Raw genomic sequence first — 24,436 nt, 5'->3', positions numbered from 1 at the left:
CAGAGGTCTGTAACAGGCCATTTCGCAACCCACAGAAACGAATGATCAAGGCACTCGCAGTTCAATCGCTATGGGTGCAGAAGGGTGCTGAATTGTGGATCACTTCTTTTTCGCGGAGCCGAAGTAGAAGGCAATCACGACCAGCGGGGCTTCCTTGATCCCTCTATCCTCCATGCCAGATAGGGAAACCAAGCAGAACGTGAAGATTACGATCAGTGCAACTAATAGGAGCGCGTCCCAGCCCTATCCCAGTTGAATGAAGGAGACCTGTATGCCTCTCTTCTCCAGAAACCATTGCAGTACAGCAAGAACAATTATGAGTTGGAGAAACGGCCGGACAGAGGACGCTGCAACAGCGGCATCCACAAAGTCACGCCGTAATCAGAGGTCTACCGAACCTCGGGCCGCATTATGGCTGCGCATCGAGAAAATCCATGATGCCGTTGTACGCAGTTGCCAACTGTGCCTTCAATGCGTCCCGCTCCCGCGATTGAAGGTGCTTCGTCTGCTTGCCACCCTTGGTTTCGAATGGATGGCTGTCAGGAATACGATTACGGCGATCGTTTGCAGCTCTGAGCGCCGTCGCGATCGCGATAAACTCGCGCGCGAAGGCGGCGTTAGCGTCCAGGAGCTGACCGAACGTCCTGAGTTTTTGCCCGCTCCCATCCACCAACGGCATGGCACCAGCCAGGTTGTTGTCCGCCAGATACTTCTGGAAGGCGCGAAAGACGGCATCGTTGAACGAGTTCTGGGATGCGAGCCAGCCGGACCTATCCGAATAGAACTTGCTGTCGGCGTTCAGGAGCAGGTTGAGCGCGTGCTGAAAATTCGCATCGAGAAGTGGCTTCCAGCCTCGCCAATAGCGCAGCCCGAATCTTGTGCGGATCACGTCGCCAATCTGGTCAAATCTCGTATTGCGAGTGGCGCCGATCAAACCCAGTCCCTTGAAGACGTTCTTGGTCTCGGGTGGGATCCGATTAACTCGTAACCTCAAATTCTGCGTAGAAATATCGCGCTGCACTAACTCTTCAGCCAGCACCATCCCCGCAGCCGGTGCGTGCTGTTCAATAAGGTCAGCGACCACACCGCCGCGCTCGTAGTCGTCATCCGCGAGGTGCGGTATAACGAGCGACTGAACATATGCGGTACTGGTACGGAGCTTGTTGAGGACGCGGGTCGCGGGAACGACGCCAGCATTCCTGCACGTCAGGAAGAAAGCAAGAAGTGCACGCTGGATGGGAAACGAGAGGTGTCCGGTTCTGGCGCGCCGACGGGCGATCGGCAGCAACGCTGTAAGATCGCTGGGCTTCCCCAAGCGAGCAGCCAAGAGCCAGAGTTCGCCTTCGACATAGTCGTACAGAACTCCTTGGGTCAGCATCGCTTGAACCTTGGTCATGATCGGCCGCGACCTGGAATAGTTCTGGAAATACGCCGCGAAGGCATCGATATGCTCTGGGTGCGAAGGAAGAAGTTTCAAGGTCGTGGCGAGTATTTTCCGTGATGCACCCGCTCGGTAGAGGACGAAACGAAGACGGCTCTTGTCCTTCACTCGCAGCGGCCGGCCCCCAACCGCGTCGTTGAACACTGCGACCGCCGAATCATCGTCAAGCTCGGCCTCGTCGTCCGTCTTGCCCGTTGATTCGGCGATGCTGGGAAGCGTGCCTAGCGCGTCTGCAAGCGTCGCCGCGTACATCACACTAAACTTCGAACTCTGCGGTATAAGGCTCCAGCGCCGGCACTCCATCTCGAGAATGATTGCGGCCTTGCGAACTTGCTCCTCGGTGCGAGCTAGAACGCGGATGTCGTCGACGTAGCGGATATACGGGATTCCAGCCTTCACCATCGCTTCGTCGAGTGGAAGAAGAAATACCTCCGCGAGGAAGTCCGAAGCCACTGGCCCTTGCGGGATGCCATGGTCCACGGGGATGCCGCCGGCGCCAGAGGTCCAAACGCACAGCCAGTCCCGGATGAGTTTCCAAACTTCGCTGCTCCCACCAGATGGAGCCACGATGCTTTGCAGCGCACGGTGAGAGATAGTCTCATAGAACGCAGCCAAGTCAAAATGTGCGATCCAGTGGTTCCCGGCCATGAGGTGACGACCGAGGCGCGTCGAGAACCCGCCATAGGTGCGGCGCCAGTCCTGAAGGAAGAAGATCGACCTCGGATCAGGGTTCAGGCAGTTGCTGAAGACGACATTTCGTTCGACAGCGGCACGCCGCGCTGCCATCTGCTCGGCGACCTCATTGGCAATCGCTTGAAGGACGATCTGGTCGTCCAGGGAGAGGAGGGAAAGCGGGCGGAGAAGCTTTGAAGCCTTCGGCATATAGAGCCGAATGGGACTCGTCGGTTTCCATGCGCCATGCAACTTCTCATGTAACAACCCAAGGTTCGGCTTCCGACCCGGCTCGTAAGCCTGGTACAGGTGCCGGAACATCCGCTTGTGCTGCATATTCGTCGCCGTGGTTATGCGCGCCCAGGCGAGATCGAGATTTCGGATGGAAATCAGTGAGGCTTTATTCATAGAAGATTGCCTGCGGCGCAGCGAAACGATTCTACGTCACTCGAAGCTTCTTCATGGAACAGCAACCCAAATTCTGCTAAGGTGCCGACTTCCTCCGCTCAACTGGGCAGTCGAAGAATCGAAATTGTGATCGGCCCGTCACCGCCGACGCGTGACCCAGTTACCGTCCGCATCGAAGTTCTGTGATGCTGGGAAGCCGCATGCGTTCCAGATCAGATCGAACATCGGCTTCAGGATTAGTTGCGCAGGCGTCGCAAAGGTTTCCACGATTGTTTCGGGAAGGATGATTGTTTCGGCGTCGATCGGATAGCCAGCCTCGTCTCGGAGGAACGTGTCGACACCCATCCAGAGATCCTTCGTGTTGGTCAGCGTCATCGCTACAACGATGGGCAGCCCTGCTCCGATGGTCTCCAATAGCCGGAAACATTGCGGTAGATACCGCACAATGTATTCCTCGAACGCCACGCTCGGGATCACGAGACGCCCTTCATGTTGGCTTGCCAATATCCTGCCCTGGACGACCTCCAGAACACCATTTCTAAATAGCTGCGTATAGGTCTCGCATGGCTGTCGGTTTCCGAAAGCGACGACGCCATCCAGGTTGAGGCGATGGCCCCACACTGTGGTTCCCATGGGGGCAATCAGTTGAGGGTTGTCATAGATCGGCCGCACATCATAGGTGGGGCCGCCCGCGAACGCCTCCAATGGAATGAAATGGATGATGACCTTCGGCGAACCCATGAACGGGATCGGCGTCTCCGCGTTCGTTAGCGCTATGATTCGGTCCGTTCGGAAGGCGGGTATCTTCTCGGTAGCAGTGTTTGAAAGCGTGAAAGCGGCGCGCAATTCGTTAACATCTAGCGGATATTTGCCGCCGGAGTTCCGGCCATAGAACTTGTCATGGCTGCCATAGATGACCGGTGCGGGCCGGCCCAGCTGCGCTCAACCCTGATGATCAAGACGCTCGGCCCCGCCGCTGTCGTCACCGACCTTATGGAGTGGCGGATTCTGGGGCTCAGGCCCGCAGCGATGATGCTGTCGAGGCGTCGCACCTCGAGATCCAGGTCCGCGGCGCCTGTTCCCGTGATCAGTGTCGGCAGGCCGCCGGCCTCGTCCATACCGAACACCAGGTCGCCGCCGCCAGTGTTCGCGAACGAGGAGACGTCGGCCAGAAGCTCCTTTTTATCGCCATCGCTGTTGCCTGGCAGATCGCGCTTGTAGTCGATTGTGCGCCCCTCGGCGACGCCATTAGTGACCAGGGAGACCAGGTCTTCTTCGGTGACGGTATTCAGTGGTTTCGGGATCATGGGCCTGTCTTCTCTACCGACATCCTATTTGACCTTCAGAAGGCGCTCCCATTGTTTCAGATCGGTGAAGACTGGGAGCATGTCCTGCAGGATGATGTGTCGTAGCAGGCGACATAGCAGCATGATGGATGCTTCATGTAGAACATTCGCGTAAGTCAATAGACCGGGACAGGAAGCATTAATATTGCGCGCGGAACTGACCGGTGGCAGCTCAAGAAATCTTGAAAGAATGACCCCGCCGTGAGCGATCTGATTTCGAAGGATGTAGATGTCGGATGCTAAATCGTCCACGCTGTAGGGAGGTACTCCTTGAGCTTCCAGCCCAGGGAACACTTCAGTCTCTGGGCCGAGAATCTTGCAGAGCCGTTGCTTGAAGACCTTCGCTTTTTCCGCCATCAAGATAGAGTCCATCGCGGCCACCCACAGCAATGTTTTCACGTATATGTCTCCGCCTGACATACCGTTTAGGAGGAGCCCGAGCGGGGTATTCAAGCGCGGCTGTTCGGTCTCTATAAGCGCAAGGACACCGTCCACGACCTTCTCTATTTCCCCAGGGCTGAGCGCGCCTGCGCCGCTCATTCGGGCGCAGCCCGCCGATGTCAGGACCTGGTTGTGATCAATCTGGTAGAGGTTGAGCGACGTATCGCCGGACTGGATGAAGATGTCGAATATGTAGCAGCCTACAGGTGCCACTACTTGCAGCGCCAGCATCGTATTCGCCAGCGTCCTGCTCGCCTTCGCCTCGATCGGTGTACCGCCGCCTTGGTGAGGGTGCTCGACCTCGAAGTCCAAACACATCCATCGGCTGAACTGAGAAACTCTCGCTATCTCATTGGGGCTCATGAACTGACCCCAACTGCCTACATCCGGTTTCTCAGCTTCCGAAAGCGATCGGATCGAGACACCGTTTCGGAACCTCATGTCAGGCAGCTGAAGATGGAGCCACAGGGGTAGATAGGCTTTTCGGACGCTCGACACTCGCGAAGCCTCACCTCTCCTGGTTCTGAATGCTGACAGGGATCAGCTTAGCAGGCGCTGACGCCAGTTGTTCTTACGGCCGCTAGTGTTGGTCAACGCCCTCATTAATCGGAATGACGACGTCTGGCGACTCCTATGGAGGAACGCCGACCTGTATCGAGGTTCGGCGGAGGCATCTCTTCTGCCGAAATAGCGAAAAATACGGATCTTAGAATTGGCGCGTGGTTTTCCCCCGTCCATCCGTTAAATCCAATTTATTCGTTGAGGAATTCGCAATGCAAACCGGCGACATGGGCGACGACATCTCGATCAACTCTGATCAAAAAGAACGGCTGGCGTCCCTTTGGCGTGAGGCACAAGATCAGACCATTTCGGTGAGCAACACCACGCCACAGGCGCTGTTCGAAGGCGTAAACTTCCGGTTTCACCTTGGACATGCCATGAAGGCTGCCCTCGAAACGGCAAAGGCTGTGGTTTCGTTCGGCAAGGCGTTCCATAGTCCCTTCGAAATTTGGTCTTGGGTGGAGTGTGGCGCTGAGGCTGGTGCGGCTCTAATGTCCGTATTCGAGTCTCTCGTTCAAAGGATGAGCGCGATCCAGTACGTCACCGCGGTTGTGCTTTCCGAGCACATACCCGCAGGCATTAAGCCAAACGCCTTGGAAGCAAAGGTGAAGGACTTCCTGAATGATCCGAAGTCGCACGAATACGCTTGGCACCTGGGCATGAGCAAAGGGCGCCTCAGCGAAGCGAAGGAGGCGATAGGCGACGAAGATTGGTTCGTGTTGAGCTTGGCAAAATTGCGGGACTTGGGCTTCATCTTCGACGAACCTGTCTCTGGCAAGCTGATGTTTAAATCAATCAATTTCGTAGTCGGTGTGAAGTCCGAAACCGGAGGGTAATCGTGATCAGCCCGAGCCTAGCAGCGACGATGTACCAAAGCCTTCTGCAAGGCGCTCTTCATTCCGAAATCAGCGAGGCTCACAAATATGGAGGAGCCTCATTCCTGCATCAACCCTTCGAGGTCTATTACCGGCTCTCTCGGCCATGGACGTTTGAAGGAGACCTGGAATGGCTTCGTCTGTTTTATAAAAGACTGAATTCCATGGCGGACTTCGGAAGACTGCTTTTCGATCATCTCCGGCTTCCGATCGTCGGGCAGGCAGCTCCCAACGCGGAACTGGGAAGGTTGACGGAGTACATCACATTCGACAGTACCGAAAACTCCCTATTCTTTTGGGGCCGCGTTCCCATTCCTGTTTTGCTCAATAGTCTTGGAGACTTTGCAAATATTCCGCCCGAGAAGATTTACCTGGATCTGGGCACACCGCTCCACGCTGGAACGGGCACAGGAACATTAGATACGGACATCGACGACTTGTTGAAGCAAGCGACCGATGCTTCTTCGGCGCGCTGCGGGGCTGCGATCATCGACTTGGGCGAGAGCACACAGCACGATCCGAATGACTACAGCGGAAATCTGCGCCACGCCGTTACGGGCAACATTGAGCTTTCGGATCATGCCAAGAAGGTTCTAGTAACCCTCCTCGAACGAATCGGGCCACTCCTATCTGATACCACCGTCAGTTGCGCACTCGTCCGCCCGCCCGCTCAGGCGATCACATCCGGGACAAGCTGCTTCGACCAGGCAACTACTGTGGAATTGCTAGATGCGGTGAAGGCGTTGGAGCCCCAACTAAACGCCGACAACAAGCCAGCTGCCATCAACATTTCGCTAGGCACGCATGTCGGTCCTCACAATGGCGATTCGCCATTGGAGGAGTACATCTCAACAAAACTTGCACGCCGTGGAGAGCGCTTTGTTGTCGTTTCGGCCGGAAACGATGGCGGGACTGGACTCGCGGCAAAGCGAGAACTGGTGGGAGGATCGCGCGAATACCTCAAACTTCGCACTGGCCCTCGGTGCGTTGACCTGCTCGTGGAGTTCTGGTGGTACGAACCGGCAAATTCCAACCTCGTAATCGAGGTCGATCTTTTTGAACGAAGGAATACGGGAGGGAGACGCCAAGTAGGGGCAACGCGGCTCCGCTCGGGCAAGACCCATCAGACTTTGAGTTCTGGTCACCTGGGTTTCCCGTCAATGTTTACGGCGCAGGCACTTTTTCATTCGAAGTGCCGCAACGACCTTAGTTGTGTCGCATTCTCGTTGAGCCGCTTGACTACGCAGTTGCCGACTTTAGAGGTCGAGTTCGCGCTGGAAAGTACCGCGGACGCTACCGTCAATGCGTGGATCGTCTTATGTGAGCAAGACCCGGAAACGGCTTTTATCCAAGGTGACGCCGATGGAACTGTCCGAGTTCCCGCCACCGCCAACAACGTTGTGAGCATCGCTGGAAATGATCCGAACGGGAACATGTGGATCAATTCGTCGCGTGGCCCTTCCGCTGAATACGGCAATAGCCAAGTCGATCCTGCTCCTCTGATGTCGCATCTGGCTTTCCGGGGTGCCGAAGCCGGTACAAGCTTCGCTAGCCCTCGGGCCTGCGGGGATTTTCTCCAAACCATAGCCGACCCTCTGAAGCTCCAAAATTGTTCAGACGCTACCGACCTCATCTGTGAGACCTACAACCTCACGCGCAGCGCGCTCACTTGGAACCGAAGAAGCGGGTATCACAAGGTAATCGCTTAGGCAGTCAATCGTTCGTCCCGTCCGAGACCACCGCGATGCGGGCTCACTATGCTTTCTCCAGGCTCCTATATCCCGCCGAATAGGCATGAAGGGCACAGTACGCCACTCAAACGGCCGCGTCATATTCAGTTGGTGGGAGAGATTTACGAGGTAGTCGAGCGCAAGGTCGGACCCAACAACGCCGGGGCCTGAATCGCTAAAAACGTCGCTTTCAGTCGCGGAAAGCAAACTCGCGCGGCAAGAGCGGGTGAGAGGGAGATCGGATCGATTTGGTCGAATGCACGATCACCGTGGTGATTGGCGGACCGCGTCGAGTCGGATGTCGCGCTTGCGCTTCCGCTCTTTGGCATACTCGTCAATCTTCCTGGCTTCGTCCTCCGGAATTGCCCGAACAAAACCCCAAGTGCCTTTGCCTTCACACTTGATCTCATGAAGCAAGCGGCTATTGACATTTTCGAGATAGAGCGCAGCCGCATCACTGAGTGAAGACATCGACCCTATAGACTTTCCGTTCTCCAATACCTGCCACATCGTGATTTCTGTAGGTTCTACCATTCATTTATTCTACGCAGCCAGGCAGATCGCATATGCGATCTGCGCGCGACCACACTCGACGTTCAACGTAAGTTCGATGGGCTGCTGACCGCCTTTGCAAACAGGGCGCTACTGAATCAACTGCTGCGCGATTACATCCTCGAATCTGATCTAATTCGGTAGAGAACGAGACCTATGACCCGTGTGGAGACGTATTTACGCTACCAGGACGTCTTTGGAACGCCGTCCACCTTTGAACAATTCGAAGCGGCGCTGCGTTCACTGGATCTTGGCCTAGTTCTTCGCACCTTCGCCGCTATAAATGTCTTGTGTTCAAGACGCGGTCTTCCCCGAGATCAGAGGGCTCAGGTCGGCATCATTCGGGAGTTATTCGATTCCGCAACCGTCAAACGGCTCGAAGAGAGTGGCCTGACGGTCTTCCATCGTCACCAATGTCTTTTTATCCTGCGCGAAGCCGCTCGATGCTGTCCCGATGTTCCCGACATGGTCATGACGCGAGAGATATCGCACAGAATCGGGACATTGGCTCTCATGTCCAACGAACACGACTCTAACCCGTCGCGGGCATCGAGCCTGGAGCCGTGGAGCGAGGCGTGGCTGGAACAGATGATCTGTGACTTCATTCCGATCACTGAGGCAAACGAGCTGAGATTCGACTTCGCATCCGTCCCTCGAATGCATAAGATCGTCAATTACCTCGCTCCGGCTCGCGTCACTCAGCCGGCGTACTTCGATGTAGGAGCCTTCTTTGAAAAAGCTTCGGGTTTACCGCTCAAGCTTTTCGAAGCCCTGATGATCGGAGTGCTGCCGAGGATCATGCAAAGCGCGGCCGATCTCACTATGAGATCTCCGCATTATGGCGTTCACGTTGATTTTTACGAGCAATCAAGATTGTCACCTGCACACCGAGACGCATTCCTTCGACTTTTGAGCAGTACCCCCGAGGAACTCCGAACACGTTTAACGAGCAGGCCGGGGATGCTCAGCGATTTCACCGCGCTGAAGGAATTCCCTTTTCTCAGAACCGAGCAGGTCCTTATCCCGCTCGACACCTTATTTTGCATGGAGAAGTTTGAGTCATCGGTCTTCTGGACCATTTACAAGTCGTTACCGAATCGAGAGCGCCAGAACTTCTCAAGCTTTTGGGGAAAGATATTTGAAGACTACATTTCCTGGCTTTTTTCAAACTCCGTCGACCAGAAGCTGAACCGCTTTTATGCCTCTCCTCGGTACGTAGAGGACAACGAAGAAGTCTGCGATTTCATCATTATTTGCGGCACGACGGCTTTGTTCATCGAATGTAAAGGCGGGGTCATGCTCGGGTCGGCGAAGTACGGCGGCGACCCGTCTGCCCTCCGAGCGGAACTCGGAAAGAAATATATAAAGCCCCAGGGCGTTTATCAGGTGGCGCGATCGATCACCAAGGCCCTCCGGCAATCGCAAAGACCGTTGATCCAAGGCGTCGATCTTAGCGACATACGAACCGTCATGCCCGTCCTCCTCACACGCGACGACATCGGAGACGGCTTCTTCATAAACTCTTACCTCGATGGACAGTTCACCAAGGCCAAGCGCGAACTGAATCTCTTCTCGGAGATTTCTCCTGTCTATTGTTCGAGGCTGTTTTCAATGTCGGTAGACACGATTGAGAAGCTATCACCTTATCTCTGCGACACGAGACTTGCGGAGATCTTAGCGGAGCGTTACATGATGGACCCGCTCCTTCTGACGCCCTTCTTTTTGAAACCAAATCGCGCACTTCGGTCGAAGGGGCCGGATCGTCCACCCACGCTTCTACGGGCGATGAACGATGAGTTACGAGACATGCTTGCCGAATTCCTGAATGTGAATCGAGATGCCACAGTCAGGGAGCAAGAGGTTCGCGCGTCAACGATCTGCCCCCGTCGGTCGTTCTGAGAGGTAGCGATAAGCGCCATAGACCCGCTCCGAATACCCAGGCAGACTCCTGAGAACTTCGCTCTCGGTTGGCGGGTCAAAGAAACTGGCGCTTCGAGACGGCGGTTTGCGACCTGTCATCCTGGGAATTCTTTGTCGTATGGAGGCATCTGCGCAGGCAACATCTCTCGCTGTATGGCGAAGTTCGATTCTTCACTATCCAGCCCGCCCGTCTCCCGGTCGTGATAGAAATCGACCCAGCGTGCCAGTAAGGGGCTTTCCTTTGGCACGTACATCATCGGTTGCGATTTCATCACCACAAGGTAATTCGTTGGAGGGCCTACGGTCTTCTCTTTCTGCGCCTCGAGCATTGCCTCATGGATATGGAATACGGTCCGCGCGAGGCCGAAAGCCAGGTTCTGTCCACGTTTGTTCAGCTGACTCATTCCGAGGATCGACCCACTGCCAATCGCATGCACACCCGGACTCGATTCGGACTGGATGTGTTCAATCCCCTTTGCGCAAAAGAACATCGTGTTTTCTGCGGTAAATCCACCGACGATGCAAGAAATATTTAGAGGAGTGCCGCGAATCGCCTGCATCCCAAACTTTTCCGCCATGATGTCGAAGTCGGCGGGAGGAAGGAATCGATCATGGAACTCTTTGAGCGTGATTCCCAGGCTCCTCCGGAGTTCCCAGTCGATCTTTGGTCGGAAGACCTGGAAGCGAGCTTCGTTGATCGCTTCCATCACTTCTTCGCGGTATGGATCCCTGTCTGTCTTTGCTAGCAGCTCCATCTGTTGCACGAGCCGACCCACGAACTCATGGCATTCGGAGACTGATCCAGCAATCGCTGTGGCGCAGTTGTATGGTGGCAGAGGGTACTGTTTGCCCGCCTGATCATTGGGATCAACGGGTGATGTCCCGTGGGTGACCCGAGTGTCTGCCGCGAGAACGATAGATGGGCCTGTTAAGGAAAGCGCCCCGATACACACGGTCATGATGTCTTGTCACCGTCCATGGCATCCCCCTCTGAATGCGCCGCGGGTAGGCGGCTCGGGAGTCTGTTCAAACATTCTATGATCCAGATCGCGCTCGGGCGGCACTAGGTCGTGGACTTGCAGACCTTTGCCCTCCAGGGGCAGAGGTGAGGCATCTCTGAGGCGCAACGGAATGAGGGTGCTGGCGAGGGTGCTGAAATTCTGAAACTGCTGTTTTCCCAGTGTTTTTGAGTGCTCAAGGGTGCTGTCGTTAGCCATCAACGCCCATGAAATCATTTAGATACAACCAGTTAGCGTAGCTGTCACGACAGAGGTCGGTGCAATCTCCTAACGCTGCCGTGCCTATTTCGAATGTGTGATAAATCGTCGAGTCACTCGTTGAGGCAGATGGGGCTGGAAACGTGCATTGGCCTGTTCTCGTCATTTGAGAACGACTGGCTCGGACGCTTTACTTCCGATATGCCGACATATCGGTACTAACCGTGTCGGTGAGCGCATTGGTGATTTCGCAATAACTGACATGATCGAAAAAGATCGTGGTTTGCGAGCTTCTAATGAAGCGCGATGGATCGCCCCCGATGGTGCAAGCGGCGCCCGTCTAGGCAACGGCCACCACTATTTGTTAGACAGCGCGAATTAGGCCAAGCTGAGTGAGAGCGGTGACACCGTCGTCGAGTCCAATCTCTTTGGCGATCTTGCCGTTCTCCAGACGGAGCACCGTCGTTCCGGTGAAATGCATCTTGCGACCCGTCGCTGCCGGCAACGATCCTGCCAGGAAGTCGGAGAATGCAGGACCACTGTGCGTGCCGCCACCTAGCCAACGACCCACGACATAGTCCCCTTCGGCGATGAGATCCGCCGCTCCGCCGAAGCTGAGGTCTGGGAACGCGACGCGGAAATCAGTCATGAACGCCTTGATGTCCGCGTGTCCGCGACGGGGCTCGTGCAACGAATACTGCAAGAGCATGTCCGGTGCGGCGAGTTCGTCAACGATGCTGAGATCGCATGTGGATCCCCAGAAGCTGGTAAACCAACGACCTACGATGGCTTTGTTCTCTTGTTCTCTCGACATAAATTTTCTCCATATGCAGTGATGTTGGCGAAGGCAAGCATGGCGTTTGCCTCTGCATCTCGAAAGTTATTCCGATGTCAGGAAAGAGCCACTCCGTATCTTGCTTCGGAATCCGAGGCTGAGTTTCAACCGAGCAGATTGCAGTTTGAGAGCAAGGAACGGAGTGAGATGAAAGATTGAAATTGCTACCTTCTGAGAACGCTTGCAACAGAAGCAACAGGAGGAGGCGATGTTAAAGAGGAACGCATTAAGGACGCTCGACGGTGCCATCGTCCCAGCCCAAGTGCCTATGGGCTCGTGGGCCAGTACGCCAGCTGTACGTCGAGTGATGCAGGGAAACAAGTCCAGGGACACAAAGCCTGAGATCGCTGTGAGGTCAGCCGTACATGCGCTGGGGATGCGCTATCGCGTTTCGGCGCGGCCGCTACGAGACCTCAGGAGGACTGCCGATTTGGTCTTTCGAAATGCGAGGATCGCGGTTTTCGTTGATGGATGCTTCTGGCATGGATGTCCAGAACATCATGCACCGCCCAGGACAAACGCGAGCTACTGGGCAACGAAGATCCGAGGCAACAAGAGCCGGGATGAGGACACGACAGAACGACTCCGTCAGGAAGGTTGGACTGTTCTGAGATTCTGGTCACACGAAGAACCGCTGAGTGTGGCAACGCAGATCGCAAAGGTCGTTGCAACAACGTTCGCGCGGGTAAGCCCGTCGCCGAAAGGAAGACACAATGTCAATGATTGAGCATTTCCTGATGGAGTCGCCATTGGGCACTCTGACGCTGGTGAATACGAACGGAGTTCTGAGCGGCCTATACATGCCGGATCACCTCAGGGGACCAAGAGCAGAGTCGCTCGGATCTAGGGTAACGTCGGGCTTCGACATTGTCCGTTCGCAACTCAGTGAGTATTTCGAACGCAAGCGCATTCACTTCGACTTGTCCATCGCGCTATACGGAACGACCTTCCAGCAATCAGTGTGGAACCTACTGCAAACAATCCCGTATGGAGAGACACGCTCTTATGGAGAGCTTGCAGACTTGCTGGGCAACCGCCTCGCCATCCGTGCCGTGGGGCTTGCGAACGGAAGGAATCCGATCAGCGTTATCATTCCGTGCCACCGCGTTGTCGGCAGCAACGGAAGTCTTACGGGCTATGCTGGCGGCCTCGAACAGAAACGTAGGCTGCTGGAATTAGAAGCAGCCAACGTAATATCCCAGAGGCAACTCAGCCTTTCGTAGAATTGTCGCGTGGTACGTGCCAGAGGTACCACGCGGCAATGGTTCGATAGGGGCTCCATCGCTGTGCTTCTCTCGCGATTTCTTTCGCCGAAAGTGCCTTCGGTAGCGACTTCAAACGTCGATGTCCCTCTCTCACTCCAAAGTCATCTGCGGGGAAGATATCCATCCGCTCCAGGGTGTAAATCAGGAACAATTCAACGGTCCACCGACCAATTCCTTTGAGAGTTACTAGCCTTGAGATGAGGTCCTCGTCGGACATCCTGTCCGCGTCTTTCCGGTCCGGCACCAAGCCACTCAGGGAGCCCGACGCAATCTCGCGAATCGTCTCGATCTTCCTCCCTGAGAATCCGCAGGTCCGAAGCGAGTCGAGATCCGCCGCCAGAATCTGGTTTGGGGATGGAAAGTTAGACCCTCCGAACAGGGCCATGAATTTTGTGAGGATGGCATCGCCCGCTTTGGCATGCAGTTGCTGATATGCGATGGCGCGTATCAAGGCTTCGTACGGTTCCCGAGCCGGCTTAGGTAGGTGCGTACACGGTCCGACCTGTTTGACGAGCAGTGTCCAGTCCGCGTCGATTGAAGCGAGATGACGAGTCGCCGCATGGAATGGTCGTTGCTCTGTCGATAGCTTCCATTCATTGGGTGTAAGGGGCTTGGTCACGAAGTCTCCAATCGTGATCCTAGCCTTTGAATTTGAAAGCAAGATTCGGAGTGTAGTCGCTTGGGCATCTCGCTAAGGTCGAGAAGTAAGATTTGAAGGAGTTGCAATGAACAGGCAGATGGAAATCGAGAAACTTGCCACAGAGACAACCAACGATCCTCGTTGGCTGCTGCTCGTAGCGAGGGACAAGGAATCGGATGGGAAGTTCTTCTATTCGGTGAAGACCACGGGAGTGTATTGCCGTCCCTCGTGTGCTGCTCGCCTCGCCCGTCCAGAAAACGTATGCTTCTATACGACGACCGAGGCAGCGGAGAAAGCAGGCTTCCGAGCCTGTAAACGATGCAAGCCTGCTGGCCTCTCGCTGACTGAGGCCAACACAGCCAAGATCGAGAAGGTATGCCGACTCATCGAGCGCTCCGAGGAGACTCCTTCTCTTGAAAAACTAGCCAAGTATGCAGGGATGAGTGTCTTTCATCTACATCGCACGTTCAAGGCGATCACCGGACTCACGCCGAGCGGCTACGGCGCTGCTCACAGAACGAAGCGCATCCGCAAGACACTTGGCAAGAATCAATCGGTAACGGACGCAATCTACGATGCTGGGTTCAACTCCAGCAGCCGTTTCTACGAGAGTGCAAACGAAGTTCTCGGGATGACGCCAACCAGCTTCCGCGACGGCGGTGCAAAGACCGTGATTCACTTCGCGATCGCGGAGTGCTCCCTCGGCTCTATCCTGGTGGCCAAGAGTGAGCGCGGCGTCTGTGCTGTTCTCATGGGCGATGATCCGCTCCTGCTGGTACGCGATCTGCAAGACCAATTTCCCAAGGCAGAGCTCGTCGGCGACGAGAGCGGCTACGAGGATCTGGTCGCCAAGGCAATTGGCCTCATCGAAAGGCCGGGCGTCGGACTTGACCTGCCTTTGGATATTCGCGGCACGGCCTTTCAGCAAAGGGTTTGGAAGGCATTGCAGCAAATCCCTGTCGGTACGACCGCCAGCTATGCGGAGATTGCGAAGTCCATCGGTATGCCGAAGGCCGTACGGGCGGTCGCCCAGGCCTGCGGCGCAAATACATTAGCCGTGGCAATCCCATGCCACCGTGTCGTCAGAAATGATGGAACGCTCTCCGGGTATCGCTGGGGCGTGGAGCGCAAACGAGCACTGTTAGATCGAGAGGCACAGGCATGAACACTCTATTCGCAGATGAAGTTCAAGTAGCCGGGGACACCAGCGCAGGCTCGATTCCGGTCGAAGGAGCAGTCACACGCGTCAACACGCTCGATTGGGATCGGATTAGGGAAGACCTTGACGAGCAAGGAAGCGTTCTGCTGCCGAGCGTCCTCTCCGCAGACGAGTGCAAGGCGATTGCGTCTCTTTATCCAGAGGAGTCGATCTTTCGCAGCCGCGTCGTCATGGGACGGCATGGCTTCGGACGGGGCGAGTACAAATACTTCAGCTACCCGCTCGTACCTATCATTCATGCTCTCCGCACGGCGCTCTATCCTCAACTCGCTCCAGTCGCGAATCGCTGGAACGAGGCAATGGGAATCGAGGTGCGCTATCCAGAAAGCCACGCCGATTTCATCCAGCGATGCCACGACGCAGAGCAACTGCGACCCACCCCGCTGCTCTTGCAGTACGGCCCCGGGGACTACAACTGCCTTCACCAGGACCTCTATGGGGAACATGTCTTTCCGATTCAGGTGGCGATCCTGCTCTCCGAGCCTCAGCGAGATTTCACCGGAGGTGAATTCGTGCTCACGGAGCAACGCCCTCGTATGCAATCGCGACCGGAAGTCGTTCCGCTTCGCCAGGGTGACGCCGTGGCGTTCGCGGTTCACCACCGGCCCGTACAGGGCACGCGAGGCACCTATCGCGTCAACCTTCGTCACGGCGTCAGCCGCTTGCGCTCAGGAGAGCGTCATACCGTGGGCATCATCTTTCACGATGCCAACTAGGGGAGTTATGAACACATCGCTTTTTGAGATGGAGACAGCGGCACCGCCATCGAGAGATATTCTCGGTACCGGAACAGCAGTTCTTGCTGGCTTTGCGCTTGATGCTGAGGAGGAGTTACTTTCTTCACTCAAGGATGTCATCGAACGGTCGCCACTTCGCAATATGGTGACACCTAGTGGATTCCGCATGTCGGTTGCCATGTCCAACTGTGGATCGCTCGGATGGGTCACGGACCGGACCGGCTATCGATATGACGTGATCGACCCCGAGGCGAATCGGCCGTGGCCCGCTATGCCCACGGCATTTCGGCACCTAGCGATAAGTGCCGCAGAAGAGGCGGGCTTCTCGAACTTCATCCCGGATACATGCCTGATCAATCGGTATGAACCCGGTGCGAGATTGTCGTTGCATCAGGACAAGAACGAGCGTGATTTCACACAGCCTATCGTCTCTGTCTCGCTGGGATTGCCCGCAACCTTCCTCTTTGGTGGGCTGGAGCGCGGGGACAAAACACAACGCATTCAGGTCATACATGGCGATGTACTTGTCTGGGGAGGTTCAGCAAGGTTGCGCTATCACGGCATTGCGCCGTTGAAAGATGGTGAACATCCTCGAATCGGCCGAGTTCGCTACAACCTCACGTTTCGAAATGCCAGCTGAGGCCGCATCTTCAGTCGATCTTGTCTATCGAAAACCCGGACGAGACCTACGCACGCCCTGTCGTATCAACAAGCACAATGCAGTGACGTCTTCCATGAAAGCTATGAACACTCCCAGCAGGCATGAGTCATCGATCTCGCCTATTCCATCGGATCGATCCATCGTGCTCGACATGTGCGCGGAACTTGTGCGGGCGGGGTACGGCATTCTTGAAGACCTCGCCGTCGTAAACTCGCAGATTCTCTATCTGAAGTCTGGGGAGATCTATTGGCTTGGCCCACATGAGGTCATGAGACTCCAATAGTCGGAGCTGGATATAACGGCTACGTGATCTCCGTTACGAGATCACACGCAACCGCTGGACCGTGAACCATTTCGAATCTCTCTTAGCAATATTGGGCACAAATGTCATCATCGTCTTCTGCTTGAGCATTCGATAGGAGACCGAGTTGTCGGAGTGCGGTTACCCCATCGTCGAGTCCGACTTCTTCGACGATCCTGCCGCTATCAAGTCGCAGGATGGTGATGCCTGTGAAATGTATCTTCTTGCCGGACGCTGTCGGCAAGAAGCCCGCCAGGAAATCACTGAAGGCCAGGCCTGTATGCGTGCCACCACCCTCCCATTGCCCAATCACACGGTCTCCATCGGCTAACAGAGGTGCCGTTCCCCAGAAGTTCAGGTCTGGGAATGCTTGGCGAAAACCGCGCATGAACATCTTGATGTCTTCGCGACCGCGCCGAGGTCTATGCAACGAATACCGCAAGACCATTTCGGGAGCAGCAAGCTCATCGACGACGTCAGGGTTGTAGGTCTTTCCCCAAAACTCCGTCAACCACCTCTCGACGACCACCTTGTTTTTCGATTGCAGGTCTGTACTTGCCTCGGCATGTCGAGAGAGGGCTCCGAACCCCATAGCGGTAAGTAATCCCATCTTTAAAGCGCCTCTGCGGTCCAATGTTCGTGTCATCCTTGCGTCCTTTCTCAGTTCGAAAGGTAACCCGCTGAAATGGACTCGGCACTCCGAATCTTGCTTTCAAATTGTGCGCCACCTGAGGGTCAAGACGGCTTGGAGAACACTGTTCCATGGCTCGATTCACGGATGGGTGTAGAACCGAATTCAAGAGCAAGAATCAGAGTTCTCATCCGAGTGGACATCGATACGGTCTGTCACAGAGCCGATTCTTTCGCGCGATGAGGACAGAATGAACATGACAACTAGACTCGCTGCCGCATCTACTCCTGATCTTGATCACAAGACTGTAAGGGTGGCTGACGCTCAACCCGTGCAACGACAGCTTCGAGCGTTTCTTCGGAGGAAGGTCGCCTACTCTCCTCCCGATCTTCAGTCCTCGAATTCTGCAGCTCTTGAAAGTGAGGCTGAAGTATCCAAAGACGAAGAATCGAATTTTGCTGGCCCTGCGCGCCTGGAAGCACTCAGCGACGGTGCTTTTGCCATCATCATCACCCTGCTCGTCATTGAGATCCACCGTCCGAGCGTCTCACCGGGGAGATTGGCGGGAGAGCTGCTAAAGGAATGGCCATCCTATCTTGCTTACGCCGTGGCTTTCCTCAACGTGGGAGTCATTTGGTGCAATCATCACTATCTCTTCGAACGTCTTTGCAAGGTAGATCTGGCTATGAATTGGATCAACCTCGGTATCCTTGGCACAGCGGCACTGATTCCGTTTCCAACGGGCGTATTGGCAAGCGCTTTTGTAGGTGGCAATGTCATGGATCAAAAGGCCGCCGTAGTTCTCTATGCGCTGATCGCTGGCCTCATGTCGGCAGCGTGGTTACCGGCATTTTCATATCTGCATTACCACTCGAAGCTCGTAAAGCCCGGCGTACCGCCGGACTTGTTCGCAACTCAGCTCATACGTCCGGCCATAGGCATCCTATTCTACATCTTGGCTGGCGTGCTCGGCTGGTTCGTGCACCCAGTAGCGGCAGTGGCGATTTTCATTTTTATGGTGGCGTACTATGCCTGCACCAGCCAAGGTATACGCTGGACAACCAGATAAGGAAAACGAGTCGGCCTCTCATGAGTGTTCGTCCAGATAACGAGAAAAACGTTTCCGCTGTTCTGGGTCATCGGCCTTCGAGTCACACGGATTACCCACGCTCAAGCGATTTCGGAGGATGGAAGGTTCACTTCGCCTACTCGCCTCCGCAGTTCTTCCTCAAGCTGCTTCTGGGCGTCGATGTCGTCCGCACTGCCGTACCATCGGATGATCCTTCCTGCCCCGTCTCGCCTTGGAGCTCCGCGCGAATGGATCCAGCGCCACTCTCCGCTTGAGGTCCGGACGCGGCACCTCACATCGATCGGTTCCCCGGTGCGGAGTGAATGCTCGATTGTTTCCACCACGCGCTTCTGGTCGGCGGGGTGAAGTGCGTTGATAAATCCTCGTCCGCGGTAATCCTCTTCGCTCATACCCGTAATCTGCCGCCATCGCGGACCGATCATGGTAGCCATTCCTTTATCGTCGAGCACCCAGGGGATCTGCGGATTCAACTCCACCATGTGGCGATAGTGATCTTCGCTTTCACGCAGTGCCGCTTCAGTTCGCTTTCGGGCGGTGATATCCACCACCGTCACAGAGACGCCCACCACCTCGCCCGCTTCGTCGAACGCAGGTAGATACGAGACCAAGAATGCCTCATCATCTCGACTCTCGGTCGCCGGCTGCGTCAATTCCACAGCGGTGACGGATTCTCCTGCCAGCGCACGACGCAGGTGCGGTTCAAGCTGCGGATACACGCCCGGAATGATCTCGCTGACAAAGCGGCCCAGGTGCTTTTGAACCGGGACATTATTCATCTCCGCAAGTTGTTGGTTGATGCTTATGTACCGCAGGTCCGGGCTCAAAAAGGCAAGGCCCACCGGAGCACCGTCATAGAGTGCCTGCAAGTGGGAGAGCCGCTGGCCAGGCGGCGAGTTATAGGAGATATCTCGCCAGAAGCTAGAGGTGAGGCGCAACTTAACAGCCGGCCGCGCAATCGTCACGTCGCTTAGCTGTTCCGCGGGAACGGGTCTGCCGAAAAGCCAGCCCTGTCCCATCTCGCACCCAAGCGCCAGCAGCATCTCCGCCTGTTCCTGGGTCTCGACTCCCTCAGCAATGGTCTCCAGACCCAAGCTCTGACCCAGACCGACGACTGCCGAGACGATCTTTCGGCTCTCACGCCGTTCCGTCATCGAGCCCACGAAGCTGCGGTCGACCTTTAATTCATCAAAGGGCAGGGACTGAAGATGAAGCAGGCTGGAATAGCCCGTACCGAAATCATCGAGCGCCAAGCGGCATCCCTGCGCCCTAAGCTCCCTCGAGATCGTTTGCGCATGCTCAAGGTTTTCCACCAGGGCGCTTTCCGTAATCTCGATCACTAGCCGGTTTAGAGGGAAAGCAGCTGCTTCGGCTGCTTCGCGAATGCGTTTTGGAAGCGTTAGGTCACGCAGTAGGTGCGGCGAGATATTGATGGCCAGCCACTGTGGATCGGGCAACATCCGGGCGGCGGTGAAGGCTTTCCACACCAACATGGCCGTCAACTCACCAATCAAGCCTTCCTGCTCTGCTATGGCAATAAATGCGCCGGGAGGCACAATGCCAAGACTTCCATGCTGCCATCGGGCAAGAACCTCCACTCCTGCAACTTCGCCCGTATGAAGCGTGACTACCGGCTGAAAAAACGGAATGAACTCATCGTTGCGCAAGCCTTCCCGAATCTGATCGCCACTCATGTTCATTGGAGAACCTCCTTGACGCCGGCGGGTTAAAGTATCTGCCTGCCCGCGGCTCTTGGCGAGCGCGCTTGGGTGGTGACAAAGTATAGTCAACCGCGCGGCTGTAAGCAGATCGACGCTGATAAGTCACTCGCACCCTCCAGCATGAGCTTCTTCGACTTCTAAGATTCGAGTGCACTTCGTCCCGACAGGAGATGGTTGCGGAGCTTAATGCTGCGAGCGCATCCTTCGCGGACGGGCACCAGAGCACCAACTGGTTCAAATCGAGACTACAAACAAGCTTTCAGCAGTCGCCATGCGGGATCTAAAGCATTCCGCAACCTTAGGATTGTGGGGAGGGTCACTTCTGGGCCGGTTCGGTAAAGCTTGCGAACGAGTTCGTAGCGCACTCCGATGTTCGGCCAGCGGATCACGAGCTGATGACTTTACCGATTTTCCTGATCTCGCCACGGAGCCACGCGTGTGCGGCATCGGTATTCACTCTGGGATGCCAGATCATCAGATACTTGAAACCTGTTAGTTCGGCGGGCGCCTTCAAAACTTTGATTTTGCGATTTTCGGCTTCGGCTTTCGCGAATCGCCGGGGTGCGGTAAGAATCAGCGGTGTTCCTGGGACACAGCGTGTAGCCGCGCCGAAATACGGTAGGGTAATCACGGTCCGACGACGGTGACCATATGCTGCCAAGCGTTTCTCCGGTATATGTTGTGTGCCCTCCGAGACATCCACACCAATATGCTCGGCCGCGAGATATTGCTTCAGAGTAAGTTGACGCTGGTAGGGAGCATCAGCCGCAACAATGCAGACAAGTTCTTCCTCGTAAATGACTTCAGTCAGCAGCGGCGATGGCACATGGCCTTCATCCCCGATCAAGGCAAGATCGAGCCGACCGTGAGTCAGGTCCTCGAAGGCATCCCCTCTCCAACTTGCGAACGTGAAGCGAACCTGTCGCGCCATCGGGAGAACCCCGCGACAGAGAACGGGAGCGATGATCGAGGTCGCATTGTCCGTTGCCGCAATCCGGAAGGAACAATGTTCTGTCACCGGGTCGAATGTCGAACCCGAGATGAGCCGATCCAACTTCGGCAACATGATCTCAAGTTCTCGGAGAACGCGTTCTCCTTGCGGTGTCGGTTCATAACCTTTTGCCGTCCGCACCAGCAAGTCATCGTGAAACGTCTCCCGCATCCGTTGCAGGGCGCGGCTCACGGCTGGTTGGCTCAATAGCAGTCGCTTGGCTGCGCGCGATACATTCCGCTCCTCGGCAAGCACAGAGAAGACAACAAGGAGATTCAGGTCGGCCTGACGTAGCTGCGTTACACGCATAATTAATATTAGTACTATGCATTGGACGTATAAGCATGGCGAGTTCAATCTCTTTTTAGCGGCGGACTTCAGGTTGGAAGAAGCCGTCAAAGGAGAAGCATTGTGAGAAAGACAGCTATCGTAACCGGCGCATCCCGCGGCATCGGACGCACCATTGCCCTTCGCCTGGCAGCCGATGGATTTGGCGTCGTGGTCAACTACGCAGGCAATGCGGCCAAGGCAGAAGAGGTCGTCAATGAGATCACCAGCTCGGGCGGACGTGCCCTCGCTGTCCAGGCTGACGTTGCTAATCCCGAAGACGTCAAGCAACTCTTCGAGAGGACACTCCAGGCCTTCGGCCAGATCGATGTTGTCGTCAACAACGCGGGCATCATGCCACTCTCGCCCATCGCCAAAGGTGACGTAGAAACGTTCGACAAAGTCATCGCCACCAACCTTCGCGGAACCTTCCTCGTCTTCTCGCAAGCAGCCCAGCACGTAGCCGAAGGGGGCCGCATCATCGCCTTCTCAAGCAGCGTGCTCGCCAAGAATTTCCCTTCCTACGGCCCCTACATCGCCTCCAAGGCAGGCGTTGAAGGCCTCGTCCACGTCCTCGCCAACGAGCTTCGCGGACACAAGATTACGGTCAACGCCATTGCACCTGGCCCTGTGGGTACGGAACTTTTCCTGGATGGCAAGACGGAAGAACAGATCAAGCAGATAAGCAGCATGGCGCCACTCGAACGCCTCGGCCAGCCGGACGATATCGCAGGCGTCGTCTCCTTCCTTGCCGGCCCCGATGGCGGATGGGTCAACGCGCAGGTGCTTCGCGCAAACGGTGGCTTCGCATAAGAAGCGCATCGTCCCCAGTCAGCCTTTCCATTCATATAACCCGAAGAACAGGAGAATCGACATGAAGAACATCATCGTCATCACAGGAGCTTCGAGCGGCTTTGGCGCTCTCGCAGCACGCGCTCTTGCCATCGCCGGACACACCGTTTACGCCAGCATGCGCGAGACTACAGGACGCAACGCCGCACAGGTGGAGGCTGCGAAACAGTTTGCTGCAGAAAACAACGTAGACCTGCGCGCGATTGAATTGGATGTGGCCTCTCAGGAATCGGCCGACCAAGCGATTAAAGCCATTGTTGAGAAAGACGGCCGTCTCGACGTTGTCATCCATAACGCGGGGCACATGGTCTTCGGGGCGGCTGAAGCTTTCACTCCCGAACAGCTCCTGCAGGTATATGACACCAATGTCCTCAGCACACAACGGGTCAACCGCGCCGCGCTGCCACAACTACGCAAACAGAAAAAAGGTTTAGTCCTTTGGGTCGGGAGCACCAGCACACGCGGTGGCACCCCGCCGTATCTATCACCATATTTCGCGGCGAAGGCAGCTATGGATGCGGTTGCTGTCAGCTATGCGGCGGAACTGAATCGCTGGGGCATCGAGACGTCCATCATCGTCCCCGGTGCCTTCACCTCCGGAACAAATCACTTTGCGCATGCCGGCGCACCGGCAGACAAGGCACGTCAGGCCGAGTACGACAACGGCCCGTACGCGCACCTTGGAGAAGACATCATGAAGGGGTTCGCTGCTACGGCGCCCCCAGATGCCGATGCGGCCGATGTCGCCAAAGCTATCGTCAACGTGGTGGACATGCCCTTCGGTAAACGCCCGTTCCGCGTGCACATCGATCCCGCGCAGGACGGTGCAGAGATCGTCAATGGAGTGGCGGATCGTGTTCGCGCCGAAATGTACCGCAACATCGGTCTATCGGATTTGCTGACTCCTGTTGTCTTTTCGCTCTGATTTTGAGTCCGGTGGAGAGGGGCTCGCTCGAGACTCTCTCCGTACCGATATGTCGTCTCGCCTGAAGTGCCAATCGACCCCTCCACAACTCATTTGACGAGAACAGCCGATGCACTCACGGAGTAAGGGGTTGAGCCGACATTGGACACTAGTCCTGTGAAACGCTCTTCTCGTCATACACGTCCATGGCTGCCATACGTCTAACGACACAACTTGAGTTTCAACCCACCTGCGTGAGCCCGGTGTCCGTCTGAAGGCTGGGATCGGGTGACACAGTGAGGTTTGAACAGATCTGGCACTGAGGGTCGCGCGCCAACGCGCTTTCTCCCAGATTCCCGTTGAGAAAGTTGAAGGTTGTCATCCCGCTTCTTTGAGGAAGCGCCATACCCGAGAGCAGTTGCCGGAAAATACTTGCGGCCAAAAGAACTCCGGAGCCCAAGGATACGAAACCTACCGAAAATTGTGGCGGCGGGGTACACACGAAATCCAACAAAGCTGCCCTTCCAAGATGCCCACAGTGCGAGCCCTGGATGTACTCCTCAATGCTTGTGGCGTCGAGCCCGTGTTCTGTGAGAAAGCTGAAGCGCTCCTGCTGGCTCATCGCGCGAAGCTGGCGCTCGAGTACACGCATTGCCTCGCCTTTGACTTCACGAGGGTTATGACACCCAAGGCATGCTGCATCGACGTCGCCGGCATAGACATTGGTCTTCGCCTGCAAATCAAGCGTGCTGCCTCCCACGAGCCAGTGAGGGCGTAGGCCCTGAATATCCTGTCTGCCGTCCCCCCGATCAACACAGGAGATGACCATGCGATAGAGTCCATCTCCGAACTCCTCGGCCACATCAGCGCGTAGGCCAATTCGAGCGTCATTCACGAACTGCTTCAGGTCGCCGCTGAACGGAAAGCTCGCGATACCAGCGCCTGCCAACCGGGACGCGAGAACAGCAGTCTTTTCCTGTTCTAAATCCCGATGGCTGGCAAGGCAGCAGCGATTCAAATTCGATGTGTCATAGACGTCGTCGTCCACAAGTACCGGGTATGCATCTGGATGTTCGAGACACATCAGTACGTAGGCCAACGA

The 24,436-nt window shown here is 55.9% G+C and carries 23 protein-coding genes; 11 read left to right on the top strand and 12 right to left on the bottom strand.

From position 1 onward, the window contains the following. Nucleotides 1-409: 409 nt before the first annotated feature. The 4 genes from ACPOL_RS02495 to ACPOL_RS02480 form a co-directional block, all read right to left on the bottom strand. Nucleotides 410-2,521, bottom strand: a complete 2,112-nt coding sequence (locus tag ACPOL_RS02495; RefSeq protein ID WP_114205658.1) for an RNA-directed DNA polymerase — start codon at nt 2,519-2,521, stop codon at nt 410-412. A gap of 138 nt (nt 2,522-2,659) precedes the next feature. Continuing rightward, a complete protein-coding gene (locus ACPOL_RS02490) occupies nt 2,660-3,262 on the bottom strand; it encodes a hypothetical protein (protein ID WP_150132877.1) in 603 nt (200 codons plus the stop codon). 116 nt (nt 3,263-3,378) lie between these two features. Next, nucleotides 3,379-3,828 carry an AlbA family DNA-binding domain-containing protein gene (locus ACPOL_RS02485; protein WP_114205656.1) on the bottom strand — a complete coding sequence of 150 codons (450 nt, stop codon included), beginning with the start codon at nt 3,826-3,828 and terminating at the stop codon, nt 3,379-3,381. Between the two features lie 24 nt (nt 3,829-3,852). Continuing rightward, nucleotides 3,853-4,806 (bottom strand): hypothetical protein, encoded by a 954-nt coding sequence (locus ACPOL_RS02480; protein ID WP_058188611.1) that lies wholly within the window; start codon nt 4,804-4,806, stop codon nt 3,853-3,855. A 275-nt stretch (nt 4,807-5,081) separates the two neighbouring features. On the opposite strand from ACPOL_RS02480, the gene ACPOL_RS02475 reads away from it, so the two are divergent. Then, complete coding sequence (locus ACPOL_RS02475; RefSeq protein WP_058188610.1) at nt 5,082-5,705, top strand: hypothetical protein; 624 nt, start codon at nt 5,082-5,084, stop codon at nt 5,703-5,705. A 2-nt stretch (nt 5,706-5,707) separates the two neighbouring features. After that, nucleotides 5,708-7,453 carry a S8/S53 family peptidase gene (locus ACPOL_RS02470; RefSeq protein ID WP_114205655.1) on the top strand — a complete coding sequence of 582 codons (1,746 nt, stop codon included), beginning with the start codon at nt 5,708-5,710 and terminating at the stop codon, nt 7,451-7,453. 285 nt (nt 7,454-7,738) lie between these two features. Here the strand turns inward: ACPOL_RS02470 and ACPOL_RS02465 are convergent, their stop codons facing one another. After that, on the bottom strand, nt 7,739-8,008 hold the full coding sequence (locus ACPOL_RS02465; RefSeq protein ID WP_150132875.1) for a hypothetical protein: 270 nt from the start codon (nt 8,006-8,008) through the stop codon (nt 7,739-7,741). Nucleotides 8,009-8,182: 174 nt separating this feature from the next. Between ACPOL_RS02465 and ACPOL_RS02460 the strand changes: the two genes are divergently transcribed. After that, a complete protein-coding gene (locus ACPOL_RS02460) occupies nt 8,183-9,925 on the top strand; it encodes a hypothetical protein (RefSeq protein ID WP_114205653.1) in 1,743 nt (580 codons plus the stop codon). 116 nt (nt 9,926-10,041) lie between these two features. On the opposite strand, the gene ACPOL_RS02455 is transcribed toward ACPOL_RS02460, so the two are convergent. Beyond that, complete coding sequence (locus tag ACPOL_RS02455; protein ID WP_150132874.1) at nt 10,042-10,905, bottom strand: hypothetical protein; 864 nt, start codon at nt 10,903-10,905, stop codon at nt 10,042-10,044. Between the two features lie 622 nt (nt 10,906-11,527). Then, entirely contained in the window at nt 11,528-11,977 is a 450-nt protein-coding gene (locus ACPOL_RS02450) for an ester cyclase (RefSeq protein WP_114205652.1), read from the bottom strand. A 229-nt stretch (nt 11,978-12,206) separates the two neighbouring features. On the opposite strand from ACPOL_RS02450, the gene ACPOL_RS02445 reads away from it, so the two are divergent. Further along, nucleotides 12,207-12,725, top strand: coding sequence for a DNA mismatch endonuclease Vsr (locus ACPOL_RS02445; protein ID WP_114210565.1), 519 nt, complete (start codon nt 12,207-12,209; stop codon nt 12,723-12,725). Beyond that, entirely contained in the window at nt 12,712-13,221 is a 510-nt protein-coding gene (locus ACPOL_RS02440; protein ID WP_114205651.1) for a methylated-DNA--[protein]-cysteine S-methyltransferase, read from the top strand. The genes ACPOL_RS02445 and ACPOL_RS02440 overlap by 14 nt, the downstream gene beginning before the upstream one ends. Here the strand turns inward: ACPOL_RS02440 and ACPOL_RS02435 are convergent. Further along, a complete protein-coding gene (locus ACPOL_RS02435; RefSeq protein WP_114205650.1) occupies nt 13,208-13,882 on the bottom strand; it encodes a DNA-3-methyladenine glycosylase family protein in 675 nt (224 codons plus the stop codon). The genes ACPOL_RS02440 and ACPOL_RS02435 overlap by 14 nt on opposite strands. A gap of 106 nt (nt 13,883-13,988) precedes the next feature. On the opposite strand from ACPOL_RS02435, the gene ada reads away from it, so the two are divergent. Genes ada through alkB form a run of 3 tightly spaced genes read left to right on the top strand, consistent with a single transcriptional unit; the run spans nt 13,989 to nt 16,499 of the window. After that, nucleotides 13,989-15,068 carry a bifunctional DNA-binding transcriptional regulator/O6-methylguanine-DNA methyltransferase Ada gene (gene ada, locus ACPOL_RS02430; protein ID WP_114205649.1) on the top strand — a complete coding sequence of 360 codons (1,080 nt, stop codon included), beginning with the start codon at nt 13,989-13,991 and terminating at the stop codon, nt 15,066-15,068. Further along, complete coding sequence (locus ACPOL_RS02425; protein ID WP_114205648.1) at nt 15,065-15,838, top strand: 2OG-Fe(II) oxygenase; 774 nt, start codon at nt 15,065-15,067, stop codon at nt 15,836-15,838. Before ada ends, ACPOL_RS02425 begins: the two co-directional genes overlap by 4 nt. A gap of 7 nt (nt 15,839-15,845) precedes the next feature. After that, nucleotides 15,846-16,499 carry a DNA oxidative demethylase AlkB gene (gene alkB / locus ACPOL_RS02420; protein ID WP_114205647.1) on the top strand — a complete coding sequence of 218 codons (654 nt, stop codon included), beginning with the start codon at nt 15,846-15,848 and terminating at the stop codon, nt 16,497-16,499. 386 nt (nt 16,500-16,885) lie between these two features. On the opposite strand, the gene ACPOL_RS02410 is transcribed toward alkB, so the two are convergent. Then, the gene (locus ACPOL_RS02410; protein ID WP_236657180.1) at nt 16,886-17,467 is read right to left on the bottom strand and encodes an ester cyclase; all 582 of its coding nucleotides are present in this window, start codon (nt 17,465-17,467) and stop codon (nt 16,886-16,888) included. Nucleotides 17,468-17,702: 235 nt separating this feature from the next. Here ACPOL_RS02410 and ACPOL_RS02405 point away from each other — a divergent pair, with 235 nt between their 5' ends. Beyond that, nucleotides 17,703-18,521 carry a TMEM175 family protein gene (locus ACPOL_RS02405; protein WP_114205644.1) on the top strand — a complete coding sequence of 273 codons (819 nt, stop codon included), beginning with the start codon at nt 17,703-17,705 and terminating at the stop codon, nt 18,519-18,521. Between the two features lie 101 nt (nt 18,522-18,622). Here ACPOL_RS02405 and ACPOL_RS02400 read toward each other — a convergent pair whose 3' ends face one another. Together ACPOL_RS02400 and ACPOL_RS02395 are read right to left on the bottom strand one after the other, a co-directional pair. Continuing rightward, complete coding sequence (locus tag ACPOL_RS02400) at nt 18,623-20,233, bottom strand: sensor domain-containing phosphodiesterase (protein WP_161557147.1); 1,611 nt, start codon at nt 20,231-20,233, stop codon at nt 18,623-18,625. A 412-nt stretch (nt 20,234-20,645) separates the two neighbouring features. Beyond that, complete coding sequence (locus tag ACPOL_RS02395; RefSeq protein WP_114205642.1) at nt 20,646-21,560, bottom strand: LysR family transcriptional regulator; 915 nt, start codon at nt 21,558-21,560, stop codon at nt 20,646-20,648. A 102-nt stretch (nt 21,561-21,662) separates the two neighbouring features. On the opposite strand from ACPOL_RS02395, the gene ACPOL_RS02390 reads away from it, so the two are divergent. Both ACPOL_RS02390 and ACPOL_RS02385 read left to right on the top strand, forming a co-directional pair. Continuing rightward, entirely contained in the window at nt 21,663-22,391 is a 729-nt protein-coding gene (locus ACPOL_RS02390) for an SDR family oxidoreductase (protein WP_114205641.1), read from the top strand. A gap of 61 nt (nt 22,392-22,452) precedes the next feature. Beyond that, a complete protein-coding gene (locus ACPOL_RS02385) occupies nt 22,453-23,355 on the top strand; it encodes an SDR family NAD(P)-dependent oxidoreductase (protein ID WP_114205640.1) in 903 nt (300 codons plus the stop codon). Between the two features lie 220 nt (nt 23,356-23,575). On the opposite strand, the gene ACPOL_RS02380 is transcribed toward ACPOL_RS02385, so the two are convergent. Next, nucleotides 23,576-24,433, bottom strand: a complete 858-nt coding sequence (locus ACPOL_RS02380; RefSeq protein WP_161557146.1) for a ThiF family adenylyltransferase — start codon at nt 24,431-24,433, stop codon at nt 23,576-23,578. Nucleotides 24,434-24,436 lie beyond the last annotated feature (3 nt).

This window comes from Acidisarcina polymorpha, assembly GCF_003330725.1.
GTDB lineage: Bacteria > Acidobacteriota > Terriglobia > Terriglobales > Acidobacteriaceae > Acidisarcina > Acidisarcina polymorpha.
Note: the sequence above shows the minus strand (reverse complement) of the source record. Positions and strands in the feature narration are given on the sequence as shown.